The organism is Hyphomonas johnsonii MHS-2, from assembly GCF_000685275.1.
In the GTDB taxonomy this organism is placed as follows: domain Bacteria; phylum Pseudomonadota; class Alphaproteobacteria; order Caulobacterales; family Hyphomonadaceae; genus Hyphomonas; species Hyphomonas johnsonii.
The window spans coordinates 116583-137367 of record NZ_ARYK01000003.1; the positions used below are offsets into that span (position 1 = coordinate 116583).

Annotated in this window: 19 protein-coding genes; 16 read left to right on the top strand and 3 right to left on the bottom strand. The window is 64.7% G+C overall.

The window, feature by feature from the left end; translation table 11 throughout:
• Positions 1-6 precede the first annotated feature (6 nt).
• The gene (locus HJO_RS07310; protein ID WP_035615599.1) at positions 7-378 is read left to right on the top strand and encodes a PilZ domain-containing protein; all 372 of its coding nucleotides are present in this window, start codon (positions 7-9) and stop codon (positions 376-378) included.
• Between the two features lie 168 nt (positions 379-546).
• Entirely contained in the window at positions 547-2028 is a 1482-nt protein-coding gene (locus tag HJO_RS07315; protein ID WP_035616092.1) for a sigma-54-dependent transcriptional regulator, read from the top strand.
• Positions 2029-2151: 123 nt separating this feature from the next.
• Here the strand turns inward: HJO_RS07315 and HJO_RS07320 are convergent, their stop codons facing one another.
• Positions 2152-3051 carry a hydrogen peroxide-inducible genes activator gene (locus HJO_RS07320; RefSeq protein WP_035615600.1) on the bottom strand — a complete coding sequence of 300 codons (900 nt, stop codon included), beginning with the start codon at positions 3049-3051 and terminating at the stop codon, positions 2152-2154.
• A gap of 123 nt (positions 3052-3174) precedes the next feature.
• Between HJO_RS07320 and HJO_RS07325 the strand changes: the two genes are divergently transcribed.
• The 13 genes from HJO_RS07325 to murC all read left to right on the top strand — a co-directional run bounded on the left by HJO_RS07325 (position 3175) and on the right by murC (position 17635).
• Positions 3175-3735 (top strand): peroxiredoxin, encoded by a 561-nt coding sequence (locus HJO_RS07325; protein WP_035615602.1) that lies wholly within the window; start codon positions 3175-3177, stop codon positions 3733-3735.
• Between the two features lie 207 nt (positions 3736-3942).
• Entirely contained in the window at positions 3943-4485 is a 543-nt protein-coding gene (gene ahpD, locus HJO_RS07330) for an alkylhydroperoxidase, AhpD family (protein WP_035615604.1), read from the top strand.
• 452 nt (positions 4486-4937) lie between these two features.
• Entirely contained in the window at positions 4938-5453 is a 516-nt protein-coding gene (locus tag HJO_RS07335; RefSeq protein ID WP_051618389.1) for a division/cell wall cluster transcriptional repressor MraZ, read from the top strand.
• A complete protein-coding gene (gene rsmH, locus HJO_RS07340) occupies positions 5450-6478 on the top strand; it encodes a 16S rRNA (cytosine(1402)-N(4))-methyltransferase RsmH (RefSeq protein ID WP_035615607.1) in 1029 nt (342 codons plus the stop codon). The genes HJO_RS07335 and rsmH overlap by 4 nt, the downstream gene beginning before the upstream one ends.
• Positions 6475-6813, top strand: coding sequence for a cell division protein FtsL (gene ftsL, locus HJO_RS07345; protein WP_051618390.1), 339 nt, complete (start codon positions 6475-6477; stop codon positions 6811-6813). The genes rsmH and ftsL overlap by 4 nt, the downstream gene beginning before the upstream one ends.
• Positions 6810-8438, top strand: coding sequence for a peptidoglycan D,D-transpeptidase FtsI family protein (locus HJO_RS07350; protein WP_035615610.1), 1629 nt, complete (start codon positions 6810-6812; stop codon positions 8436-8438). Before ftsL ends, HJO_RS07350 begins: the two co-directional genes overlap by 4 nt.
• Positions 8435-9871, top strand: a complete 1437-nt coding sequence (locus HJO_RS07355) for a UDP-N-acetylmuramoyl-L-alanyl-D-glutamate--2,6-diaminopimelate ligase (protein WP_035615613.1) — start codon at positions 8435-8437, stop codon at positions 9869-9871. The genes HJO_RS07350 and HJO_RS07355 overlap by 4 nt, the downstream gene beginning before the upstream one ends.
• Positions 9868-11304 carry a UDP-N-acetylmuramoyl-tripeptide--D-alanyl-D-alanine ligase gene (locus tag HJO_RS07360; protein ID WP_035615616.1) on the top strand — a complete coding sequence of 479 codons (1437 nt, stop codon included), beginning with the start codon at positions 9868-9870 and terminating at the stop codon, positions 11302-11304. The genes HJO_RS07355 and HJO_RS07360 overlap by 4 nt, the downstream gene beginning before the upstream one ends.
• The gene (gene mraY, locus HJO_RS07365) at positions 11304-12497 is read left to right on the top strand and encodes a phospho-N-acetylmuramoyl-pentapeptide-transferase (protein WP_035615618.1); all 1194 of its coding nucleotides are present in this window, start codon (positions 11304-11306) and stop codon (positions 12495-12497) included. Before HJO_RS07360 ends, mraY begins: the two co-directional genes overlap by 1 nt.
• 10 nt (positions 12498-12507) lie before the next feature.
• Positions 12508-13923, top strand: coding sequence for a UDP-N-acetylmuramoyl-L-alanine--D-glutamate ligase (gene murD / locus HJO_RS07370; RefSeq protein WP_035615620.1), 1416 nt, complete (start codon positions 12508-12510; stop codon positions 13921-13923).
• The gene (locus HJO_RS07375) at positions 13920-15071 is read left to right on the top strand and encodes an FtsW/RodA/SpoVE family cell cycle protein (protein WP_035615622.1); all 1152 of its coding nucleotides are present in this window, start codon (positions 13920-13922) and stop codon (positions 15069-15071) included. The genes murD and HJO_RS07375 overlap by 4 nt, the downstream gene beginning before the upstream one ends.
• Entirely contained in the window at positions 15064-16164 is a 1101-nt protein-coding gene (locus HJO_RS07380; protein ID WP_035615624.1) for a UDP-N-acetylglucosamine--N-acetylmuramyl-(pentapeptide) pyrophosphoryl-undecaprenol N-acetylglucosamine transferase, read from the top strand. Before HJO_RS07375 ends, HJO_RS07380 begins: the two co-directional genes overlap by 8 nt.
• 49 nt (positions 16165-16213) lie before the next feature.
• Positions 16214-17635: a UDP-N-acetylmuramate--L-alanine ligase gene (gene murC / locus HJO_RS07385; RefSeq protein WP_035615626.1), complete on the top strand. Its 1422-nt coding sequence runs from the start codon at positions 16214-16216 to the stop codon at positions 17633-17635.
• On the opposite strand, the gene HJO_RS07390 is transcribed toward murC, so the two are convergent.
• Positions 17632-18450, bottom strand: a complete 819-nt coding sequence (locus HJO_RS07390; RefSeq protein WP_156945473.1) for a hypothetical protein — start codon at positions 18448-18450, stop codon at positions 17632-17634. The genes murC and HJO_RS07390 overlap by 4 nt on opposite strands.
• 178 nt (positions 18451-18628) lie before the next feature.
• Between HJO_RS07390 and HJO_RS07395 the strand changes: the two genes are divergently transcribed.
• Positions 18629-20113 (top strand): MFS transporter, encoded by a 1485-nt coding sequence (locus tag HJO_RS07395; protein ID WP_035615629.1) that lies wholly within the window; start codon positions 18629-18631, stop codon positions 20111-20113.
• Positions 20114-20173: 60 nt separating this feature from the next.
• Here the strand turns inward: HJO_RS07395 and HJO_RS07400 are convergent, their stop codons facing one another.
• Positions 20174-20785 (bottom strand): TadE/TadG family type IV pilus assembly protein, encoded by a 612-nt coding sequence (locus HJO_RS07400; protein WP_035616098.1) that lies wholly within the window; start codon positions 20783-20785, stop codon positions 20174-20176.

Sequence of the window (20785 nt, forward strand, 5' to 3'; positions counted from 1 at the left end):
CGCAGAATGAACAGGTTTACGGCCAAACTGCAGGAAGGCTTGAAGCGTGTCGGGATGGATATCCGGCGCAGCGAGCCACGCATCCAGGCCTATCGGCCGGGCCGCATCGTGTGGCCTGACCTGACCGCCTCGCGGGACATTTCCATTCTCGACATGTCACAGTCCGGTGCCAAGCTGACTTTCGGTGAGGGGGCGATGCTGCCGGACCTGCCGCGCGAGTTCTACCTGCTCGTCCACGGACGGGGCGGCCCGGTCTCTATCCGCCGCGTCTGCGAAAAGCGCTGGCAGCGTGACGAACTCGTCGGCGTACGGTTCGTCCAGCGCCTCAGCGATGAGGACCTGGAACGGCTGGTCGCTGCCGAGACCGAACTGCACTGAGCAGCCCGGCGCAATTCGCCTGAAATTTCATCGATCCACTCAACCTGATTCTCATCCCTCTGTGTCAGAACGGGGCGTAGCGATGTGGGACGCAGCTGTCCCAGATCGCTCCAGCAATTGACGGCACGGGCGGCAAATGATCGCCCGGCCTTGAACGAGGGTATGATGATGGCGAAGACCGTTCTGGTTATTGACGACGATCCGACACAGCGCCGGCTGTTGCAGGCCGCCGTGGAGAAGGCGGGCTTTGCCTGCCGCACGGCGCCCGATGGGGAAACCGGGATTGCGGTTGCCGCTGACGCCAAGGACGGCGTCGACGTTGTCCTGCTGGACCTCACGATGCCCGGCCTGTCCGGCATGGACACGCTGGAGCGCCTTGCCACCAAGCGGGCAGACCTTCCGGTGATCATGCTGACCGCGACCAGCGGTATCGACACGATCGTCCAGTCGATGCGCCGCGGCGCGGTGGACTTCATCGTCAAGCCGGCCAATCCGGAACGGGTTGTCGTCTCGATCCGCAACGCGCTGAAGATGCAGTCGCTGTCGGGTGAGGTGAAACGCCTGTCGCGCAAGGCCGAAGGGGGCATGAGCTTCAGCGACATGATCGCGTCGGCCGCGCCGATGCGCCAGGTGATCCGTCTCGCCGAGCGGGCGGCGGCATCTGATATTCCCGTCCTGATCCTCGGCGAAAGCGGCGTCGGCAAGGAAGTCGTCGCGCGCTGCATCCAGGGCGCTTCGGCCCGGGTCGGCAAGCCCTTCGTGACGGTCAACTGTGGTGCGATCCCGGAAAATCTTGTCGAGTCGATCCTGTTCGGTCACGAGAAGGGGGCCTTTACCGGCGCCGTTTCGAAGTCGCCGGGCAAGTTCGTCGAGGCAGACGGCGGCACGCTGTTCCTGGACGAGGTCGGTGAACTGCCACTCGACGCGCAGGTCAAACTGCTCCGTGCCCTGCAGGAGGGCGAGGTCGACGCAGTCGGGTCGCGTCGTCCGACCAAGGTGGATGTCCGCATCATTTCCGCGACCAATCGTGACCTTGCCGCCCAGGTGGCAGACGGCACGTTCCGCGAAGACCTGTATTACCGCCTCAACGTGTTTCCGGTCGACATGCCGAGCCTGCGTGAGCGCCGTGACGATATCCCGGCCCTGGTCGAGCATTTCATCACCCGCTTCAATGCCAGCGAAGGCGCGAAAGTGTCCGGCATTGCCGACGACACGCTGAAGCTGCTTTACGCTTTCGACTGGCCGGGCAACGTCCGCCAACTCGAGAACGCGGTGTTCCGCGCGGTTGTGCTTTGCGAGGGCGACCAGCTGCAGCCGCAGGACTTCCCGCAGATTTCCGGTCAGATGCCGGACGTTTCGACCCTGCCGTCCGCACCGGTCGCAGCCAATGCCGTACCGGGTGCCCCGGCGGCGGCCAATGATGCCGGGCCCGGCACGGTTGCCGCGTCCAGCCCGGTTGCGATCACCGACGAGCATGGCGACCTGCGGTCGCTCACCGATGTCGAACGCGACATCCTGCAATACGCGATCGACTATTATGACGGGCACATGAGCGAAGTCTCGCGCCGCCTCGGCATCGGCCGGTCGACGCTTTACCGCAAGGTGCGCGAATACGACCTCGACGTGCGCAACGAACGCGAAGCGGGTTAGGGCCAGGAAGGCCAGGAGATGCTGGGAAGCGGTCCTTCGGGGCCGCTTCCTTTGTCTTGGTCCTGAAGTTCGCTCGCCTCACCGTCGCGTGCAGTGAGCAGGGGAGGCCGGAAGGCCAGTCCGTCAGCCGACGATCACGGCCTTCATTATTTCGCCGATCTTGCGGGCATCCGCCTCGCACGGCGATCCGGCCTTCCAGGCGATGCCGACCTGGCGGCCGATGACGGGTGTCGTGAATTCACGCACGGCAACATCGTTGCTGATGGCGAGACCGTGATCGACCGCGAGCCTTGGCAGCAGTGACACCCCGATTCCACCGGCCAGCATGTTGACCAGCGTACCGAGCGACGTTGCTGCGACCTGGCCAGCCCGGTCGCCGGCAGCCGGCCGGCAGATCGACAGGGCATGGTCACGCAGGCAGTGGCCGTCTTCGAGGAGCAGGATGTCCTCGCCGACCAGGTCGTCGGGCGAGAGGCCGTTCTTCTTTGCCAGCGGGTGGCTGGTCGAGGATGCGAACAGGAATTCGTCATCGAACAGGGACAGGGTCTCGATGCCGGGCGCATCCCAGGGCAGGCCGATCAGCGCCGCGTCGAGGGTACGGGTCTTGAGCTGGTCGATCAGGCGGCTCGTCTTGTCTTCCCGCAGGTACAGCCTGAGCGCCGGATAGGTGGATGAAAGGGCTTTCACCACCTGTGGCAGGACGAACGGCGCAATGGTCGGAATGGCGCCGAGGTGGAACGGACCGGTCAGCAGCGCACCGGCGCTCTGGACGGCCTGGACGAGCGCATGGGTATCGGCGAGCAGGGCGCTGGCGCGGGCCGCGGCAAGGTCGCCGGCATGGGTGAGGCGGGCGCCGCGGGCCTCACGGTCGGCCAGTTTCACGCCAAGCAGCTCTTCCAGCTCCTTGATGCCGGCGGACAATGTGGGCTGGGTGACACAGCAGGCTTCGGCGGCGCGTGAGAACGATCCGGTCTCGCCGAGGGCGGTCAGGAACTGCAGCTGTCTGAGGGTCGGAATTGCCATAGAGTGTATCTATGTCAGTTCTAGAGAATATCAATTTCTCTTTTGCTTGAAACGCGCCCATCTGTGATTCCGACGGGCTCAACAGGCCCGGAACCGTTGTAAATACTGCAGGAGACCTCCCAGATGCTAGGCATTGGCCACAAACTTCCCGACTTCAAGATTACCGGCGTGAAACCGAAATTCATGCACCATGAAGAGAATGGCGAAAGCGCCTTCGAAACGCTCGACCAGAACAGCTTCGAAGGGAAATGGAAGGTCATTTTCTTCTACCCGAAAGACTTCACCTTCGTCTGCCCGACCGAAATTGCCGAGTTCGCCCGCCTCAACAGCGAGTTCGAGGATCGCGACGCGGTCGTGCTCGGCGGTTCGACAGACAATGAGTTCGTGAAGCTGGCATGGCGCCGGGAACATCCGGACCTGGCAGAACTGCCGATCTGGCAATTCGCCGACACGACGGGGTCGCTCGTTGACCGCCTCGGCGTGCGCAACCAGGAAGAAGGCGTCGCCTATCGCGCCACTTACGTGGTCGACCCGCATAACGTGATCCAGCACGTTTATGTCACCAACCTGAATGTCGGCCGCAATCCTTCGGACACGCTGCGGGTGCTCGACGCGCTGCAGACAGACGAGCTGTGTGCGTGCAACCGCCCTGTTGGCGGGGACACGCTGGAAATCGCGGCCTGACCTGCACGGTCCGAACATGTCACGCGGATCCGGACTGACGGTTTGTTCCGATCTCCCCGAACCGTTGTCCCCCGCGTGACAAGCCGTCTGGCGGGCGCTTCATGCGCACCTCCCCAAGGCGCAAGGCATATCATTCCCTCCCATGCCGATGCGCCCGCCGGATACTTTTCTCTGAATACGAGTTCCTGCTCCTGAAAGGACGCCTTGATGTCGCTCGACACCCTGAAATCCAAACTGCCGGACTATGCCAAGGACCTGAAACTGAACCTCGGCTCGATGGTGAACGAAACCATCCTGACCGACCAGCAGAAGTATGGCTGCCTGCTGGCCTGCGCGCATGCCGTGGGCGAGCCCCAGACATTGCGGGCGCTGGAGGCTGAGGCCCGCAGCAAGATCAGCCCCGAAGCCGTGACCGCCGCCAAGGCGGCGAGTGCGATCATGGGGATGAATAATGTCTATTACCGCTCGACGCACCTCTTCACGAACGAGACCTATACGACGCTCCCGGCCAAGCTGCGCATGAACGTGATCGGCGCGCCCGGTATCGAAAAGGCCGACTTCGAGCTGTTCGCGCTGGCCGTGTCGGCCGTGAACGGCTGTGGCATGTGCCTTGATGCCCATGAAAGCGTGCTGCGCAAGCATGGCATGACGACCGAGCAGGTCCAGGCGGGCGTACGCATCGCGTCTGTCGTGAATGCTGTCGCCCGGGTGATGGCTGCAGAAGCCGCGCTGCAGCCTGAAGACGCCTAGCCGCCTGGCTGCCCCTTTTTCACGCGCCCCCGGAGCCGAACTTCGGGGGCGTTTGCTTGTGCGGGTGCCTGTATTCGGTGCGTGCAGCGAAGCGCAGCCAAAAGGATTCGCAAGATCCCGCCATGAGTTCGCAGGCGAACCTGCGCTGCAATGATGTATTATTGGACAGAAAGCGGGCAAAAAGCAGCAAAGCCCGAGGCGCGATGCAACAGCACAACACAATGCTGCAACGGGCTGATTCACAAAGGTTAATTACCGGTTTCCCATGATGTCCCAAGGGGGTGTTCCAGCTTGTTCCCCGCTTGTGCCGCCTATGTTCCAGAGCATGTGTCTTGTGGATATTTCGATTCACCCACTCAACCCATTGAGGCCCATGCGCACCCATGATATTCCAAATTTACACATGGTTTACCCATGCTGGGGTTTAGGCATAACAAGAACAGGGTTGGCGGGTGTTCGTTTCCACCTACGAGAGCGCTATTGATGCAAAAGGCCGGGTTTCGATCCCCGCGCCCTTTCGCGCTGCGCTTGGAGGTGGAACCCGCATCTTCCTCTGGCAGGCCCTCGACGGCTCTGGCTGCTTGGAAGGTGGCGGCGACGCCCTGATGGCGATGTACCGCGCGACGCTGACCCGGCTGGCGCCCCAGTCGGAGGTCCGCAAGGCCCTGGTCAACCGGATCATCGCCGGATCGGCTGACCTCAAGATGGACGAGACGGGCCGGATCAAGCTGCCCGAAAACCTCTGCAAGGCCGCCGAACTGACCGATCGAATCAAGTTTGCCGGCAACATGGACAGTTTCCAGATCTGGAATCCTGAAAAGCACGCCGCCTTCAATGCCGCGATGGAAGCGGCGGCAGCGGCCCCCGAGACCCTGGAGGCATTCGGCCGGGCCTATTCCGAAGTGCTGCACCAGCAGGGCGTCGGCAATTACATGGGGCCGAAACTGGTCGAAGGGGGCGAAGGATGAGCGCCCGCCATACATCTGCCCGCCTGCCCGCCACAGGGCACCAGCCCGTATTGCTGGAGGAAGTCCTCACATGGCTTGCGCCAAAGGATGGCGACCTGATCGTCGACGGCACCTTTGGCGGCGGCGGCTATACCCGCGCGATCCTGCTGGCGGCGAAATGCAATGTGCTGGCGATTGACCGCGACCTCGACGCGATCCTGCGGGCCGAGAAGCTGGCAGCCGAGACGCCGCGCCTGACGCCGCTGCTTGGCCGGTTCGGCGAGATGGATGCGCTGGTGATCAATGCCGGGCACAAGGCGGTGGACGGCGTGGTGCTGGATATCGGCGTGTCGAGCTACCAGATCGACGAGGGCGAACGCGGCTTCTCGTTCATGAAGGATGGCCCGCTCGACATGCGCATGGGCGCATCGGGGCCGACTGCTGCAGACGTGGTCAACCGGATGCCGGAGCGCGATCTCGCCAATATCATCTTCCGCCTCGGTGAAGAGAAGCAGGCGCGCCGGATTGCGCGCCATCTGGTGCAACGCCGGGCACAGGCGCCGTTTGAAACCACGTCAGACCTCGCAGATGCGGTGGAAGTCGCTGTCGGTGGCCGGCGCGGCGCGCGCACGCACCCCGCAACCCTGACCTTCCAGGCGATCCGCATGTATGTGAATGACGAGCTTGGCGAGCTTGCCCGGGCGCTGCAGGCTGCCGAACGGCTGCTGCGGCCCGGCGGGCGGCTGGTCGTCGTCGCATTCCATTCCCTGGAAGACCGCATGGTCAAGCAATGGCTGCGCGGCCGTTCAGGCAAGCAGGGCGGCGGGTCACGGCACATGCCGCTGGCCGCAAAAGGGCCTGATCCGACCTTCGAACTCGCTGTTTCCAAAGCAATTGTCCCTTCTGATAAGGAAGTGGAAGGCAATCCACGGGCACGCTCGGCCAAGTTGCGGGCTGCGATCCGTACGGGCGCACCCGCTATCGAGGAAGACGCCAGCGACGGCATGAACCTGCCGCCACTGTCAGACCTGGAGGATGCCCAATGAGCCGCCGCGCATTCCTGTTCGGAATCCTGGTTGTCGGGCTGCTGATTGTCAGCCTGTACCGCGCCAAGTACGGCGCCAAGGACACGGCTGCCGAGATCATGGCCGTCGAAGCGCAGATCGAGGATGCTGCGCACGAAAAAGCGCTGCTGGAGACCGAGCTGTCCCACATGAGCCGGCGCGAATGGATCGAGGAATATGCCCGGGGTGAACTCGGCATGGCCCCGCCGCGCCCCGACCAGATGGCCGGCGAATCCGATCTCGACCAACTGGTCGGCCCGCCGATGAAGGCCGGCGCCGTCAAACCCGAGCCTGCTGCGGCGGAGGCGCCGAAATGACGCTATCAGCCCGGGACCGGACGCGACTTGTGGGACTCGGCCTTGGCGCGCTCTTCATCGTGCTGGCGGGGAAGGGCGGTTATCTCGCGATCGCCGGCGCATCCGATGCGCCGCACAAGGCCGGCCTCGCCGCTGAAAAGGTCGTGCGGGCCGATATTGTCGACCGTAATGGCGAGTTGCTGGCGACATCCGTGACGGCCTATTCGCTGGTGGCGAATCCGAGACTGATCTGGGATGCCGGCGAAGTCGCGCGGTCGCTGAAAGGCGTCTTCAACGATATCAATGTGGCAGACCTGAGCGCGCACCTGGCCAATCAGGAGCGCGAGTTCGTCTATGTGAAGCGGGGCCTGACGCCACGCCAGCGCAAGGCGGTGTTCGACCTTGGCCTGGAAGGCCTGCGGTTCGAACCGGAGAGCCGCCGGGCCTATCCGCGCGGCACGCTGGCCGGGCATGTGCTGGGCTATACCAATGTCGACGGCAAGGGCATTGGCGGCATCGAGTACGCGCTGGAAGACCGTCTGAAGGCGGGCGGCGAACCGCTGCGCCTGACCATCGACAATGGCGTCCAGTCCGCTGTGGAATCCGAGCTGTCGGCAGCAGCTGCCGAATACGACATCGAGGGCGGGGCCGTGATCCTGATGGATGCGCGGTCCGGCGAAGTGCGGGCCATGGCAAGCTGGCCGCCGATGGATGCCAATCGCGGGCTGGACCTGCGTGCGGATGATACCGCCCGCCTCAACCGGGCAACCGGCGCAGTCTACGAACTGGGATCAGTGTTCAAGCCCTTCACCGTGGCGGCGGCGCTGGAAGCCGGCGCCATCAAGCCGACCGACCTGTTCGACGTGCGCACACCGCTGGAGATACGCGGCTTCACCATCCATGACACGCACCCGCTGGGCGCGCGTGCCAGCGTGACGACCATCATCTCGGAAAGTTCGAACCTCGGCACCGTGCATATCAATGCGGCGCTGGGCCCGCGGCGCCAGAAGGCGTTCCTGGAAGCGCTGGGACTGCTCGAAAGGGCGCATATCGAGCTTGCCGGCAGTGCCAACCCGATCCTGCCGGATCGCTTTGACGAACTCTCGGCGGCGACCGTGGCCTATGGGCATGGCATCGCGGTGACGCCGATGGCCTTCCTGGCCGGGTTTTCAGCTTTCGCGAATGGCGGCGAGCGGGTGACCCCGACACTGGTTGTCGACGAGGCGCGCAAGGTTGTCCCGGTCCGCGTCATGTCGGCGCTTACGGCCGACATCGTCAATGTCATGATGCGCGAAGCGGTGGTGACGGGAACCGGCAAGCGGGCCGAAGTCGCCGGCTATCGCATCGCCGGCAAGACGGGTACGGCCGAAAAGCCTGTGCCGGGCGGCTATGACGACACGCGCAACGTGACCAGCTTTGCGGCGATTTTTCCCTATGACCGCCCGCAATATGCCCTGATCGTGACATTGGATGAGCCCAAGGCAGATGCGGCAGGCCACGATACGGCCGCGCTGAATGCAGCGCCGACCGCCGGGCGTATCGTCGAACGCGTCGCGCCCCTGCTCGGGCTCGCCCCGCGCTTCGAGGGTGCCCGTCCTGCCGGCGCTGAACTCCGCTCTGCTTCGGATGAGAGGAGTTCCCTGTGAAACTGAAAGACCTGTTCCCCCTGGCCGAAGACGGCGAGACTGACATCACCGGCATGACCGCCGACAGCCGGGCCGTGAAACCGGGCGACCTGTTCGCGGCCCTGAACGGCACCGTGACGGACGGACGCAAATACGTGCCGCAGGCCATCGAGGCAGGCGCTGCAGCGATCCTGTCGGATGGCGGTATCGAGAAAGTGCCGCTGCCGCATGTCATCGCCGACGAGCCGCGCCTTGCGCTGGCACTCGCGGCCAAGCGCTTCTTCTCGGCACAGCCCGAAACCGTCGTGGCGATCACCGGCACCAACGGCAAGTCATCGACCGTGGATTTCCTGCGCCAGATCTGGTCGCGGGCCGGCCTGGGCGCCGCGTCGATGGGAACGCTGGGCGCGATCGGCCCGGGCGGCAAGATCGATGTCGGCCACACCACGCCCGACCCGGTGACGATCCACCAGACGCTGCGCGAGCTGACCCGGCAGGGCGTGACGCATTGCGCGATGGAAGCGTCCAGCCACGGGCTGGAACAATACCGGCTCGACGGCGTCGACCTCGCGGCCGTGGCGTTCCTCAATTTCACGCAGGACCACCTCGACTATCACGCGACGATGGAGGCCTATCTCGCGGCCAAGCTGCGCCTGTTCAGCGGTCTCGGCCACAGCGGCATGCCAGCCATCGTGAACGCCGACAGCGACCATCGGGAGGTCTTCGAGGCCGCCGCAAAGGATGCCGGCCTGAATATCGTCTCGTTCGGCTGGCGCGGCGAGGACCTGTGGATCGACGAGATCATGCCGCGGCAAACCGGGCAGGTGCTGAACCTGTTCTGGCGCGACGTGGAACAGAAGCCGCTGGAACTGCCGCTGATCGGCGAGTTCCAGGCACTGAACGCGCTGGCCGCCGCCGCCATCGCGCTGGCGCTCGGCCTGCCGTTCGAGGCAGTGGCCGATGGCCTGACGCATCTGCAGCCCGTGAAGGGCCGGCTTGAACTGGTTGGCAAGACACCGGCCGGGGCAGGGGTGTTTGTCGACTATGCGCATACGCCGGACGGGCTGGACGTGCTGTTGCGCGCCGTGCGCCCGCACACCGCCGGGCAGCTGAAGGTGATCTTCGGCTGCGGCGGTGACCGGGATGCCAAGAAGCGTCCGATGATGGGCGAGATCGCGACACGCCAGGCCGACGACGTGATCGTGACCGATGATAATCCCCGCACGGAAGATGCCGCCGCGATCCGCAAGGCCATCCTTGCCGCAGCGCCGGGCGCCCGCGAGATCGGTGACCGCGAGACGGCGATCCGCACGGTGGTTGCGGAACTGAAAAAGGGTGACACGCTGGTGATCGCCGGCAAGGGCCACGAGACCGGCCAGATTGTCGGCAAGACGGTGATTCCGTTTTCCGACCAGGACACGGCGCTTGCAGCGCTGGCGGGGGCCAACGCATGACACAACTCCTCTGGACGTCCGAAGAGATCGCCCTGGCCACCGGTGGCAAGGCATCCGACCCGTTCTGGGTGTCGGGCACGATCTCGATCGACACGCGCACCCTGATGCCGGGCGACCTGTTCGTCGCCTTGCACGACCAGCGCGATGGCCATGATTTCGTCGAAGCGGCGTTCAAGGCCGGGGCGGCGGCGGCACTGGTGTCGAAACCGGTCAGCGGCGGGCCGCTGATGATGGTCGACGATACGCTGGTGGCGCTGGAAATGATGGGCATCGCGGCGCGCGCCCGGTCCGGTGCGGTCCGCACCGCCGTGACGGGCAGCGTCGGCAAGACCAGCGTCAAGGAAATGCTGGCGCGGATCTATCGCGCGGCAGGCCCGGCGCACGCGAACGTCAAGAGCTTCAACAATCACTGGGGCGTGCCGCTGACCCTGGCGCGAATGCCGGAAAACACCGCGCGCGCGGTGTTCGAGATCGGCATGTCGACGCCCGGCGAAATCGCCCCGCGCAGCCAGATGGTGCGCCCGCATATCGGCATCGTGACCTGTATCGCAGGGGCCCACCTGGAAGGCCTTGGCAGCCTCGAGGCGGTGGCCAACGAGAAAGCGGACATCTTCGCGGGCATGGAGGCAGGTGGCACGTTCATCCTGCCGTCGGAAGATGCCTTCCTCGACCAGCTGTCGGCGCGCGCGCGGGTGCTCTGCCCGACGGGCAACCTTGAAACCTTCGGCACCGCCTCGGATGCGACGGCACGGGTGACGGGTTATGAATCCAATGGCGTGACCAGCCGCATCAGTGTCGACGTGATCGGCAAGCGGGCCGAAATCGAGATCGAGGCCGTCGGCCGGCACTGGGCGCTCAACGCCGCCGCAGCCCTGCTTGCAGCCAGCCAGACAGGCTATTCCGTGGCAGATTGTGCTGCGGCGCTCTCAGGCTATGCGCCGCCGCCCGGGCGCGGCACGGCGGAACGCCTGGCCCTGCCGGACGGTGGGCACTTCACGCTGGTCGACGACGCCTACAATGCCAACCCCGCAAGCATGCGCGCAGCGCTCTCCGCGCTGGCCCAGCGGCCGGGTGGACGGCGCCTCGTCGCGCTCGGCGAAATGCTGGAAATCGGCGATACGTCCGCCAGCGAGCATGCCGGGCTGGCCAGGGATGTGGTTGCCAGCGGGGCAGAAGGTGTCTTCCTGGCAGGTGACAAAATGACTCACCTCGCAGAGGCCCTGCCGCCTGGTCTTCAGCAGGTATGGGCACCCAAGGCGGATGAGCTGTGGAATGCGCTGCTAAATGCAGTGAGGGACGGAGACGTGCTCTTGATCAAAGGGTCGAATGCCTCCGGGATGGGACGAATTGCAGACCGCTTGCGCCAACGAAGTGCAGCGGCTGGTTTGGGCAAGATGGATAGCAGCGCAGAAGATGCTGCAGAGGTCAGGTGATGCTGTACGAGTGGCTGGCCGCAGATAGCGGTATATTCAACCTACTGAACTATATCACCTTCCGCGCCGGTGCTGCCGTCGTGACGGCATTCCTTGTGACTGTCGTGTTCGGAGACGCGATCATCAACTTGCTGCGCGCCCGCCAGGGCAAGGGCCAGCCAATCCGTGACCTGTCGCTGGAAGCACAGATGTCGAAGCAGGGCACCCCCACGATGGGCGGGCTGCTGATCTGGCTCGGCCTGCTGGTCGGCGTGCTGCTGTGGGGCAATCTGCAGAACCCCTATGTCTGGGTCGTGCTGTTCGTGACGCTGTCCTACGCGCTGCTCGGCTTCCTCGACGATTACGCGAAGGTCAACAAGCAGAGCGCCGACGGCGTGTCGGCCCGCGCGCGCCTGCTGATCGGGTTTGCGATTGCGGCTGTCGCCTGCGCGTTCGTCATGGGCCTGCACGGGGCGCACACACCGGCAGGCCACGCCCAGTGGGGACCGCTCAACGGGCTGGCCGAGACGATCGCCAGCCTCGCCCCGCGGACATCGGTGCAACCGGCAGACCCGGCCTTCTCGGGCGGTGTCGCCGTGCCGTTCGTGAACAATTATTTCCTGCCGCTCGGCGGGCTATTCATCGTGTTCGGCATGATCGTTGTCGTCGGAGCAGCCAATGCGGTGAACTTCACCGACGGCCTCGACGGCCTGGCGATCGTGCCGATGACCTTTGCCGCCGCTGCCTATGCGATGATCGCCTACCTGACGGGTAACTTCGTCTTTGCTGAATACCTGGGCATCCAGTTCGCGCCGGGCGCAGGCGAGATTGCCGTCCTGCTCGGTGCCATGATCGGCGCAGGCATGGGCTTCCTCTGGTACAATGCCTATCCGGCAAAGGTGTTCATGGGCGACACCGGCTCGCTCGGCCTTGGCGGCATGCTGGGCATCGTGGCGGTTGCGACCAAGCACGAGTTTGCACTGGTCGTCATCGGTGGCCTGTTCGTGATCGAGGCCCTGTCGGTGATGCTGCAGGTTGGCTGGTTCAAGATCACCAAGCGCCTGACCGGCGAAGGCAAGCGGATCTTCCTGATGGCGCCGCTGCACCACCATTTCCAGAAAAAGAACTGGCCGGAAACGCGGGTCGTCGCGCGCTTCTGGATCATGTCGGTCCTCTTCGCCCTCGCGGGCCTCGCAACATTGAAGCTGAGGTAGCCGCAAACCCATGATCCCCATTACGGAATACGCAGGACGGGATGTCGCCGTGTTCGGCCTTGGCCGGACAGGCCTCAGCGCAGCGAAAGCGCTGAAGGCTGGCGGCGCACGTGTGCATGCGTGGGACGATAATGAGGACACTCGCAACAAGGCCGAAGCGGCTGGCGTGCCGCTGTCCGACATCAACAAGCGTGACTGGCAGACCTTTGCCGCGCTCGTCCTGTCGCCGGGCATTCCCTACAAGTTCCCGCAGCCGCACCGGATCGTGCGCATGGCCGAGATGACCGGCGTGCCGGTGGTCGGCGACATGGAACTGTTCGCCCGCGCGGTGCAGTCGCTGCCGGAACGCGGCCGGCCGAAAATCATCGGCATCACGGGCACGAACGGCAAGTCGACCACGACGGCGCTGATCGGGCATATCCTGAAGCAGGCAGGCCGCGACGCGCGCATCGGCGGCAATATCGGCACCGGCGTGCTCGACCTTGCGGCGCTGCATGCCAATGCGGTCTACGTGCTGGAACTCTCGTCCTACCAGCTCGACCTGGTGAAGAGCCTGCACTGCGATATCGCGGTGCTGCTGAACATGAGCCCGGACCACCTTGACCGGCACGGCGGGATGGAAGGCTACCAGGCCGCAAAGATGCGGATCTTCCAGAACCAGCAGAAGGGCGACATCGCGATTGTCGGCTTCGATGACGTCATCACCCAGTCGATCGCCATCGGCCTTGCGGGCCATGGCCCGGGCCGTGTCATCCACGCCTCGTCCACCTACACGCTCGGCCGCGGTATCAGCGCCATTGACGGCAAGCTGTATGACAACCAGTCCGGCAAGGCGGAACTGATCGGCAACCTTGCCGAATGCCCGTCGCTGCCCGGCAAGCACAACCACCAGAACGCTGCGGCGGCCTACGCTGCCTGCCGCGCGCTGGGTGTCGACCCAGACGTGATCTTCGCGGGCATCAGGTCGTTCCCCGGCCTGCCGCACCGGCTGGAGACCGTTGGCGAGATCGACGGCGTGCGGTTCATCAACGATTCCAAGGCCACCAATGCCCAGGCCGCCGAACAGGCGCTGAAGGCATTCAAGAATGTCTACTGGATCGCCGGCGGCGTTCCCAAGGCCGAGGGGATCGCGCCGCTCGCGCCGCTGTTCCCGAATGTCGCCAAGGCCTACCTGATCGGCGAGGCTGAAGAAGCCTTTGCTGCAACGCTGAAGGGCAAGGTCGCGGCGCAACAGTGCGGCACGCTGGAGAACGCTGTCGCGGCGGCCCTGCACGATGCGCGCGGCGCCGGGGAGGAGGGCGCCATCGTCCTGCTGTCGCCTGCCTGCGCGAGTTTCGACCAGTTCCGGGACTTCGAGGAACGGGGCGACGTGTTCCGGTCTATCGTCCAATCGATGATGCCCGCGGTGTTGAGGGTGATGGCTTGAACCCAGCACCCACCGCTCTCCAGTTCGATCGCTCTGATGCGTCCTGGCTGACAGAGTGGCGGCGAACAATTGACTGGGGCCTGATGGGCGGGGCCTTCTTCCTCATCGCCATCGGCCTGTTGATGTCACTGGCAGCCGGGCCCACCGCCGCCAGCCGCATCGGCTTCGAGAATCCCTATTTCTTCGTCATCCGGCAGGCGGCATTCGCTGCTGCCGCGAGCCTGATCCTGATCTGTACCAGCATGCTGGACCGGACATGGGCGCGCCGGTTCGCCGCCGCCGTGTTCTTTGTCGCGCTCGCCCTGATGGTGGGCATTCTCGTCTTCGGGCATGAGGCGAAAGGCGCCCAGCGCTGGCTGCGCGTTGCCGGCTTTTCGCTGCAGCCGAGCGAAATGGTCAAGCCTGCCCTGATCGTGCTCAGCGGCTGGCTGCTGTCGCAGCGGGAGATGTACCCCAAGGGGCCGTGGGCCGTGGTCGCCTTCGTATTCTACGCCGTGACGCTCGGCCTGCTGCTGTTGCAGCCGGATGTCGGGCAGGCGGTGCTGCTGTCAGCTGCGTTCGTCATCACCTTCTTCGTCAGCGGCCTGCCGTGGAGATGGGCAGCTGCCTTTGCGAGCGGCGGTGCGTCGCTGGCGGCGCTGCTCTACGCCCTGCTGCCGCATGTGCGGGCACGGGTGAACAGTTTCTTCGACCCGACGGCCTACGACACCTACCAGATCGACAAGGCCGCCGAGGCCATCGGGCGGGGTGGCTGGTTCGGCGTCGGGCCGGGTGAGGGCCTGGTCAAGGCGAGCCTGCCGGATGCGCACACCGACTTCATCTTCGCGGTGATGGTCGAGGAGTTCGGTCTCGTCGCGGCGATTGTCCTGCTGGCGGCATTCTCGCTGATGGTGCTGCGCGGTTTCCGTGCGGCGGCCCGGCTGGACGATGGCTATGCCCGCGCGGCGGCTGCTGGCCTGTTTGCCCTGTTCGGTCTCCAGGCCGCCATCAACATTGCCGTGAATGTGGCCCTGATCCCGCCAAAAGGCATGACATTGCCCTTTGTTTCGTACGGAGGCTCGTCGATGATCGGCATAGGATTGACTCTCGGGCTTGCACTCGCCCTCGTGCGCGGTCAGGGTACGCGCACAAGAGGCAGGTATGGGTGACGGGACAACCGGGAAGCTGGTAATCATCGGGGCAGGAGGAACCGGGGGGCACATGTTCCCCGCGCGGGCCTTTGCCGACGAGATGCGTGCGCGCGGATGGAAGGTCGGCCTGATCTCCGACCATCGCGGGCTGCGCTATGCCGCAGACTTTCCGGCCGAGTGGAAGGAAGAGGTACGCGCCGCCTCGCCGAATTTCCGCAAGCCCTGGGCGCTGCCCGGCGTCGCCATGAAGATCAATGCCGGTATCCGCCGCGCCGCCAGGATCATGGACGAGACACGGCCTGCGCTGGTCGCCGGGTTCGGTGGCTATCCGGCTTATCCCGCGCTGGCGGCGGCCAAGCGGCGTGGCGTGCCGATCATCATCCATGAACAGAATGCGGTCCTTGGCCGGGTCAACCGCCAGTTCGCCACCCATGCCAAGCTGGTCGCGAGCGGGTTCAAACGGCTCGACCGGCTGCCCGCAGGCGCGGCGCACATGCCGATCGGCAACCCGGTACGCGAGCCGATCATTGCCATGCGCGACGTGCCCTATCCGCCGACCGACGGGAAGCTGACCCTGCTCGTCACCGGCGGCAGCCAGGGGTCCAGCATCATCGGCGACACCGTGCCGCTGGCGGTTGCAGACTATATTCCGGCGTCGCTGCGGGGACGGCTGAAGATTGTCCAGCAGGTGCGGGCCGAACAGATGGAAGGCGTGCGCAACATGTACCGGCGGGCGCAGGTGGACGCCGACCTTGCGCCTTTCTTCCCCGACATGCCGGAGCGGCTGGCCTCCGCGCACCTCGTCGTCGCCCGGTCCGGGGCCGGCACGGTGAGCGAACTGGCCGTGGTGGGGCGTCCGTCGATCCTGATACCGCTGGCCATCGCGATGGACGATCACCAGGCAGCCAATGCCGAAGCGCTGGTCGATGCCGAGGCGGCCGACATGATCCTGGAATCCAATCTCTACCCCAAATTGCTGGGCGCCCTGATTGCCGTGCGGATGGAGCATGGCGACGACCTGCGCATCCGCGCCGCCCGGGCCAAGGCGGTCGGCACGGTGACAGCGGCGCGCGACCTTGCCGACATGGCCGAGCGCGTCGCGGAGCTATGAAGCGGCGCCGGTTTCGGTTAGACCACAGGGCTGTTTCGGAGATAAAAACATGACTTCACCGACCCCTTTTGACCTTGGCCCGGCGCATATCGTGGGCATTGGCGGCATTGGCATGTCCGGCATTGCCGATGTCATGATCACGATGGGCTATCAGGTGCAGGGCTCGGACATTTCCGAGAGCGCCAACGTCCAGCGCCTGCGGGAGAAGGGCGCGACCGTGTTCATCGGCCACAAGGGCGAGAACGTGAAGGGCGCAGGCACCGTGATCATCTCCTCGGCGATCAGGAAGGACAATCCGGAAGTGCTGGCGGCGCGCGCGGCGGGCATTCCCGTGGTGCGCCGGGCGAACATGTTGGCCGAGATCACGCGGCTGAAATACACGGTCTGCGTGGCCGGCACGCATGGCAAGACGACGACCACCAGCATGGTGGCCTGCCTGCTCGACGGTTGCGGCATAGACCCGACCGTCATCAATGGCGGGATCATCCATGCCTATGGCTCGAACTACAAGGCGGGCGAGAGCGACTGGATGGTCGTCGAGAGCGACGAGAGCGACGGCACGTTTGCCAAGCTGCACCCGACCTGCGCCATCGTCACGAATATCGATCCCGAACACATGGACCATTACGGCTCCATGGAGAAGCTGCGCGAAGCCTTTGATACTTTTGTGGAAAACCTGCCTTTCTATGGCTTTGCCGTGCTCTGCACCGACCATCCCGAAGTGCAGGACCTGGCCGCGCGGGTCACTGATCGGCGGCGTATCAGCTATGGCTTCAACCGGCAGGCCGATGTGCGGGCCGTCAACCTGAACACAGACCTGGACGGCGCGCATTTCGATGTCGCGCTGCGCCGGCCGGGCTCGGCAAGCCCGCGCATCATCAAGGACCTGACGCTGCCCATGGCGGGTGAGCACAATGTCCAGAACGCGCTGGCGGCGATCACCGTGGCGCTGGAGCTTGGCGCGACCGATGACCAGATCAGGGCGTCGCTGGCGGCGTTCGGCGGGGTGAAGCGCCGGTTCACGAATGTCGGGGAATGGGCGCCCAAGGGAGACGGCAAGGGTGTGGTGAGGATCATCGACGATTATGGCCACCACCCGGTCGAGATTGCCGCCGTACTCAAGGCCGCGCGCGCCATGCTGGGCCAGGGCCAGCTGATCGCTGTCTGCCAGCCGCACCGCTACACGCGCCTGCGCGACCTGTTCGAAGACTTTTCGCGCTGTTTCGATGCGGCGGACGAAGTGTTCGTCGCGCCGGTCTACGAGGCGGGCGAAACACCGATTGATGGCATCAACCATGAGGCGCTGGTAGCGAGCATCAAGCGGCACGGGCACCGCGGTGCGCATGTGCTGGCCTCGCTGGATGACCTGCCGGAAGTGATCCGCCGGGACGCCAAGCCGGGCAGCATGGTGGTCTGCCTCGGGGCAGGGGACATTACCCGGTATGCCGGGGAACTGGCCAGCAAGCTCTAGGGCGTCGCGGACGGGCGGACGGCCACGGCAATACTGTCGACGATCACCATGTCATTGGTGAAAGCGAAGTTTTCCGGCGTGTCGGCGCGGATGGACACATACACCGTGTCGGACAGGTCCTTCAGGCTCCACAGCGGCGTGGCATTGGTGCCGACGCAGAATTCCGCTGATTCCCCGGCCCGGACATTGGTCTCGTACGTGTCCGGCTCGCGGTCGACCCGGACACCGTCTTCGGTATGCATTTCGACGTCGTATTCCTGCACGATATCGGTCGTGTTGGCGACGTCGACGCAGACCGTGAACTCGTCGTCGGTGATGGCATCGTCGATCACGCGCGACCGCACGCCGGTAATCTCGCCGCCGGGCTGGCCGATATGGGCGTAGGCGCCATAGGTGTTGTTGATTGCGGCGTAATAAACGCCGGCATGGAAGCGGCAGAGTGACAGGCCGATCCCCGGCACGCGGTAGGCACCGCTGCCCGCCTGCAGGTCGCAGATCGCCAGCATTTCATCGCGCATCCGGTCGTCGCACCAGCTTTGCGTGTGTTCGTTGAGCCTGTAACAGGCATCGTGACGCCGGCAGACGGGCCGGAAGGGGCCGTCGATGACCGGTCCCATCACGCTGATGAGGCCGGCGGGGACGTGGTCCTGGATGAATGCCGGGCCGCAACGGTCGGCCGGGTCCATATTGGCCGCTTCGCGCGCAACATAGTCTGCCGGAAGGGCGACAGGGGCATCCGTGGCGTTCCGCGCCGTCAGGCAGGCCGCCAGCACTGTTATGAGGCTTCCGACGACGATCAGGCGCCTGGCTCGCATGGTTTCCCCCCGCTTTTCGGCCAGTTTACACATCCTGTCTGGCTGATCGAACCCTAACATATTCGCGAGGCAACTGCATTGACGCGGCGCGGGGACTTCCCTCGAGCATCGGAATATCGCACGGTCCGCCCGAAGCGGCCGTTCAGACGCCGGAAACAGACCGGGGAGACACATACGAATGAGCGAGTCACAGGTTCTGGGCGTCGCCCCGGAAATTGCGCCGGCAGGCCAGAAGGTCGAGGGCGGCCCGTTCGGGCTCAAGGGCCTCTCCTGGGCTGTCTTCGAAGGCGGACGCAACCCCTATTACAATCTCATCGTCATCTACATTTTCGCGCCCTATTTCGCCGATGTCATGGTCGGCGGCGGCGAACTGGGCCTGACCCTGTCGGGCGTTACCATCACCATCGCGGGCATCATCACGGCGCTGACGGCGCCGTTCCTGGGCGTGATCGCCGACAAGGCCGGGCGCCGCAAGCCGCCGCTGGCCTTCTTCGTCGGGCTGATGATCATCTGTTCGGCGCTGCTCTGGTTTGCGCGCCCCGAAGGCCCGCTGACGATGTGGCCAACCATGGCCGTGCTGGCGATCGCCTATTGCTGCTACGGCTATTCGGAAGTGCTGCACAATGCGATGCTGCCGACAGCCGGCCGGCCGAGCGCCTTGCCCTATATTTCGGGACTTGGCCTTTCAATGGGGAACATCCTCAGCGTCGGCATCCTGATCTTCTTCCTGTTCGGCCTGCTCCTGCCCGGGTCCGGCCTGCCATTTGCGCTGCCTGAGCAGCTGATCCCGCTCGACCGCGCAACGCACGAGCCGCAGCGCTTTGCCGGGCCGTTCGTGGCGGTCTGGATGACCCTGCTGATGATCCCGTTCTTCGTGTTCATGCCCGACGCCGTGTCCAAGGGCCTGAGCTGGAAACAGGCGGCGGCCGACGTGTTCCGGGGCGAAAACCGGGACCAGGGGCCAAGCCAGACGCTGGGCCAGCGCATCGGTGTCTTCAAGGCCTATCTCGCCCAGCTGTTCGCCGACCATCCCCACACAATGCGGTTCCTGATCGCCCGGACGATCTATGCCGATGCGATGGCGGCCCTGCTGACGCTTGGGGCGGTCTTTGCCAAGACATTCCTGGGCTGGAGCGATGTCGAGATCCTGTTCTACGGGATCACCGGCGTCCTGTTCGGGGCGGTTGGCGGATTTGTCGGCGGCGCCCTCGACCGCTGGCTCGGGCCGAAGCTGGCGCTTGTCTGGGAGATCAGCGCGCTGACCGCGCTCCTCCTGATCCAACTGTCGATCACGCCGGATTCGCTCCTGTTCGGCCTCATCCCGAGCGGGGAGCCGGTCTGGAACAGCCCGTTCTTCGACACCCTGTCGGACGTCACCTACTTCCTGTTCGTGATTCCCGTTGCCATCGCCGTGGTCGCGTCGATTTCGTCAAGCCGCTACATGCTGGTGCACATTGCGCCGCAGGAACGGATTGGCGAATTCTTCGGACTCTACGCCATCGCCGGCACGGTGACCGTGTGGATGGGACCGGGCGTTGTCAGCCTCCTGACATGGCTGACCGGCAACCAGCGTATCGGCATGGGCGGGATCGGCTTCATGTTCCTGATCGGGCTGGCCATCCTGTGGAAGGTTCACGCGCCCAAGCGCGGGTTCGCCGAATAGGGGAGGGCGTGCGATCCAGCGGCACGCGGGGGCGCCGCCGGATGCAAGGGCTGTCTGGGACTAGCTGGACGGACCGAACGACGTGCCGTCGTCATCCGCGTCATGGACGCGGTTGATCTCGTTCACCCGGCGTGGACGCAGGTAGAACTTGTCCTTCACCACCGTGTCGGTTCCAAGCACGAACGTGAACGGGCTGGTATAGGTGTATTCGACTTCCGACATGATGGCTGATCCGGGCGAAGGGATGATCCCGGCCGGCACAGTGACGGTGGCGCCCTTGGCATAGGCATTCATCTTGTAGCCGTCCGACCACGCCACCTTTGCGACGCCATCACCCTTGTCGACAATACTGGTGATCCGCAGGTGGGCATTCGTTGCGTCATAGGGCTGCATCATCACGCGGGCGGCCTGGAACATCTCGGCCATATCGTCATCCGTCGCGACTGCAAGGCGCGCTGTCAGGTCGCCGAGGCTGGCGCTGGTTGACGTGACGCGGCGATCGATGCGCATCAGGAAACTGATCTCGATACAGCCGAAATAGACGAGGACAAGGACCGGCGCGATGAAGGCAAACTCGATCGCCGAGATACCTTGTTCGTTATAGCACAGGCCCTTGATGCCGCGCCATTTGGTGCGTTTCGTGAAACGTGAGAAGAAGCGCTTGCTGGACAT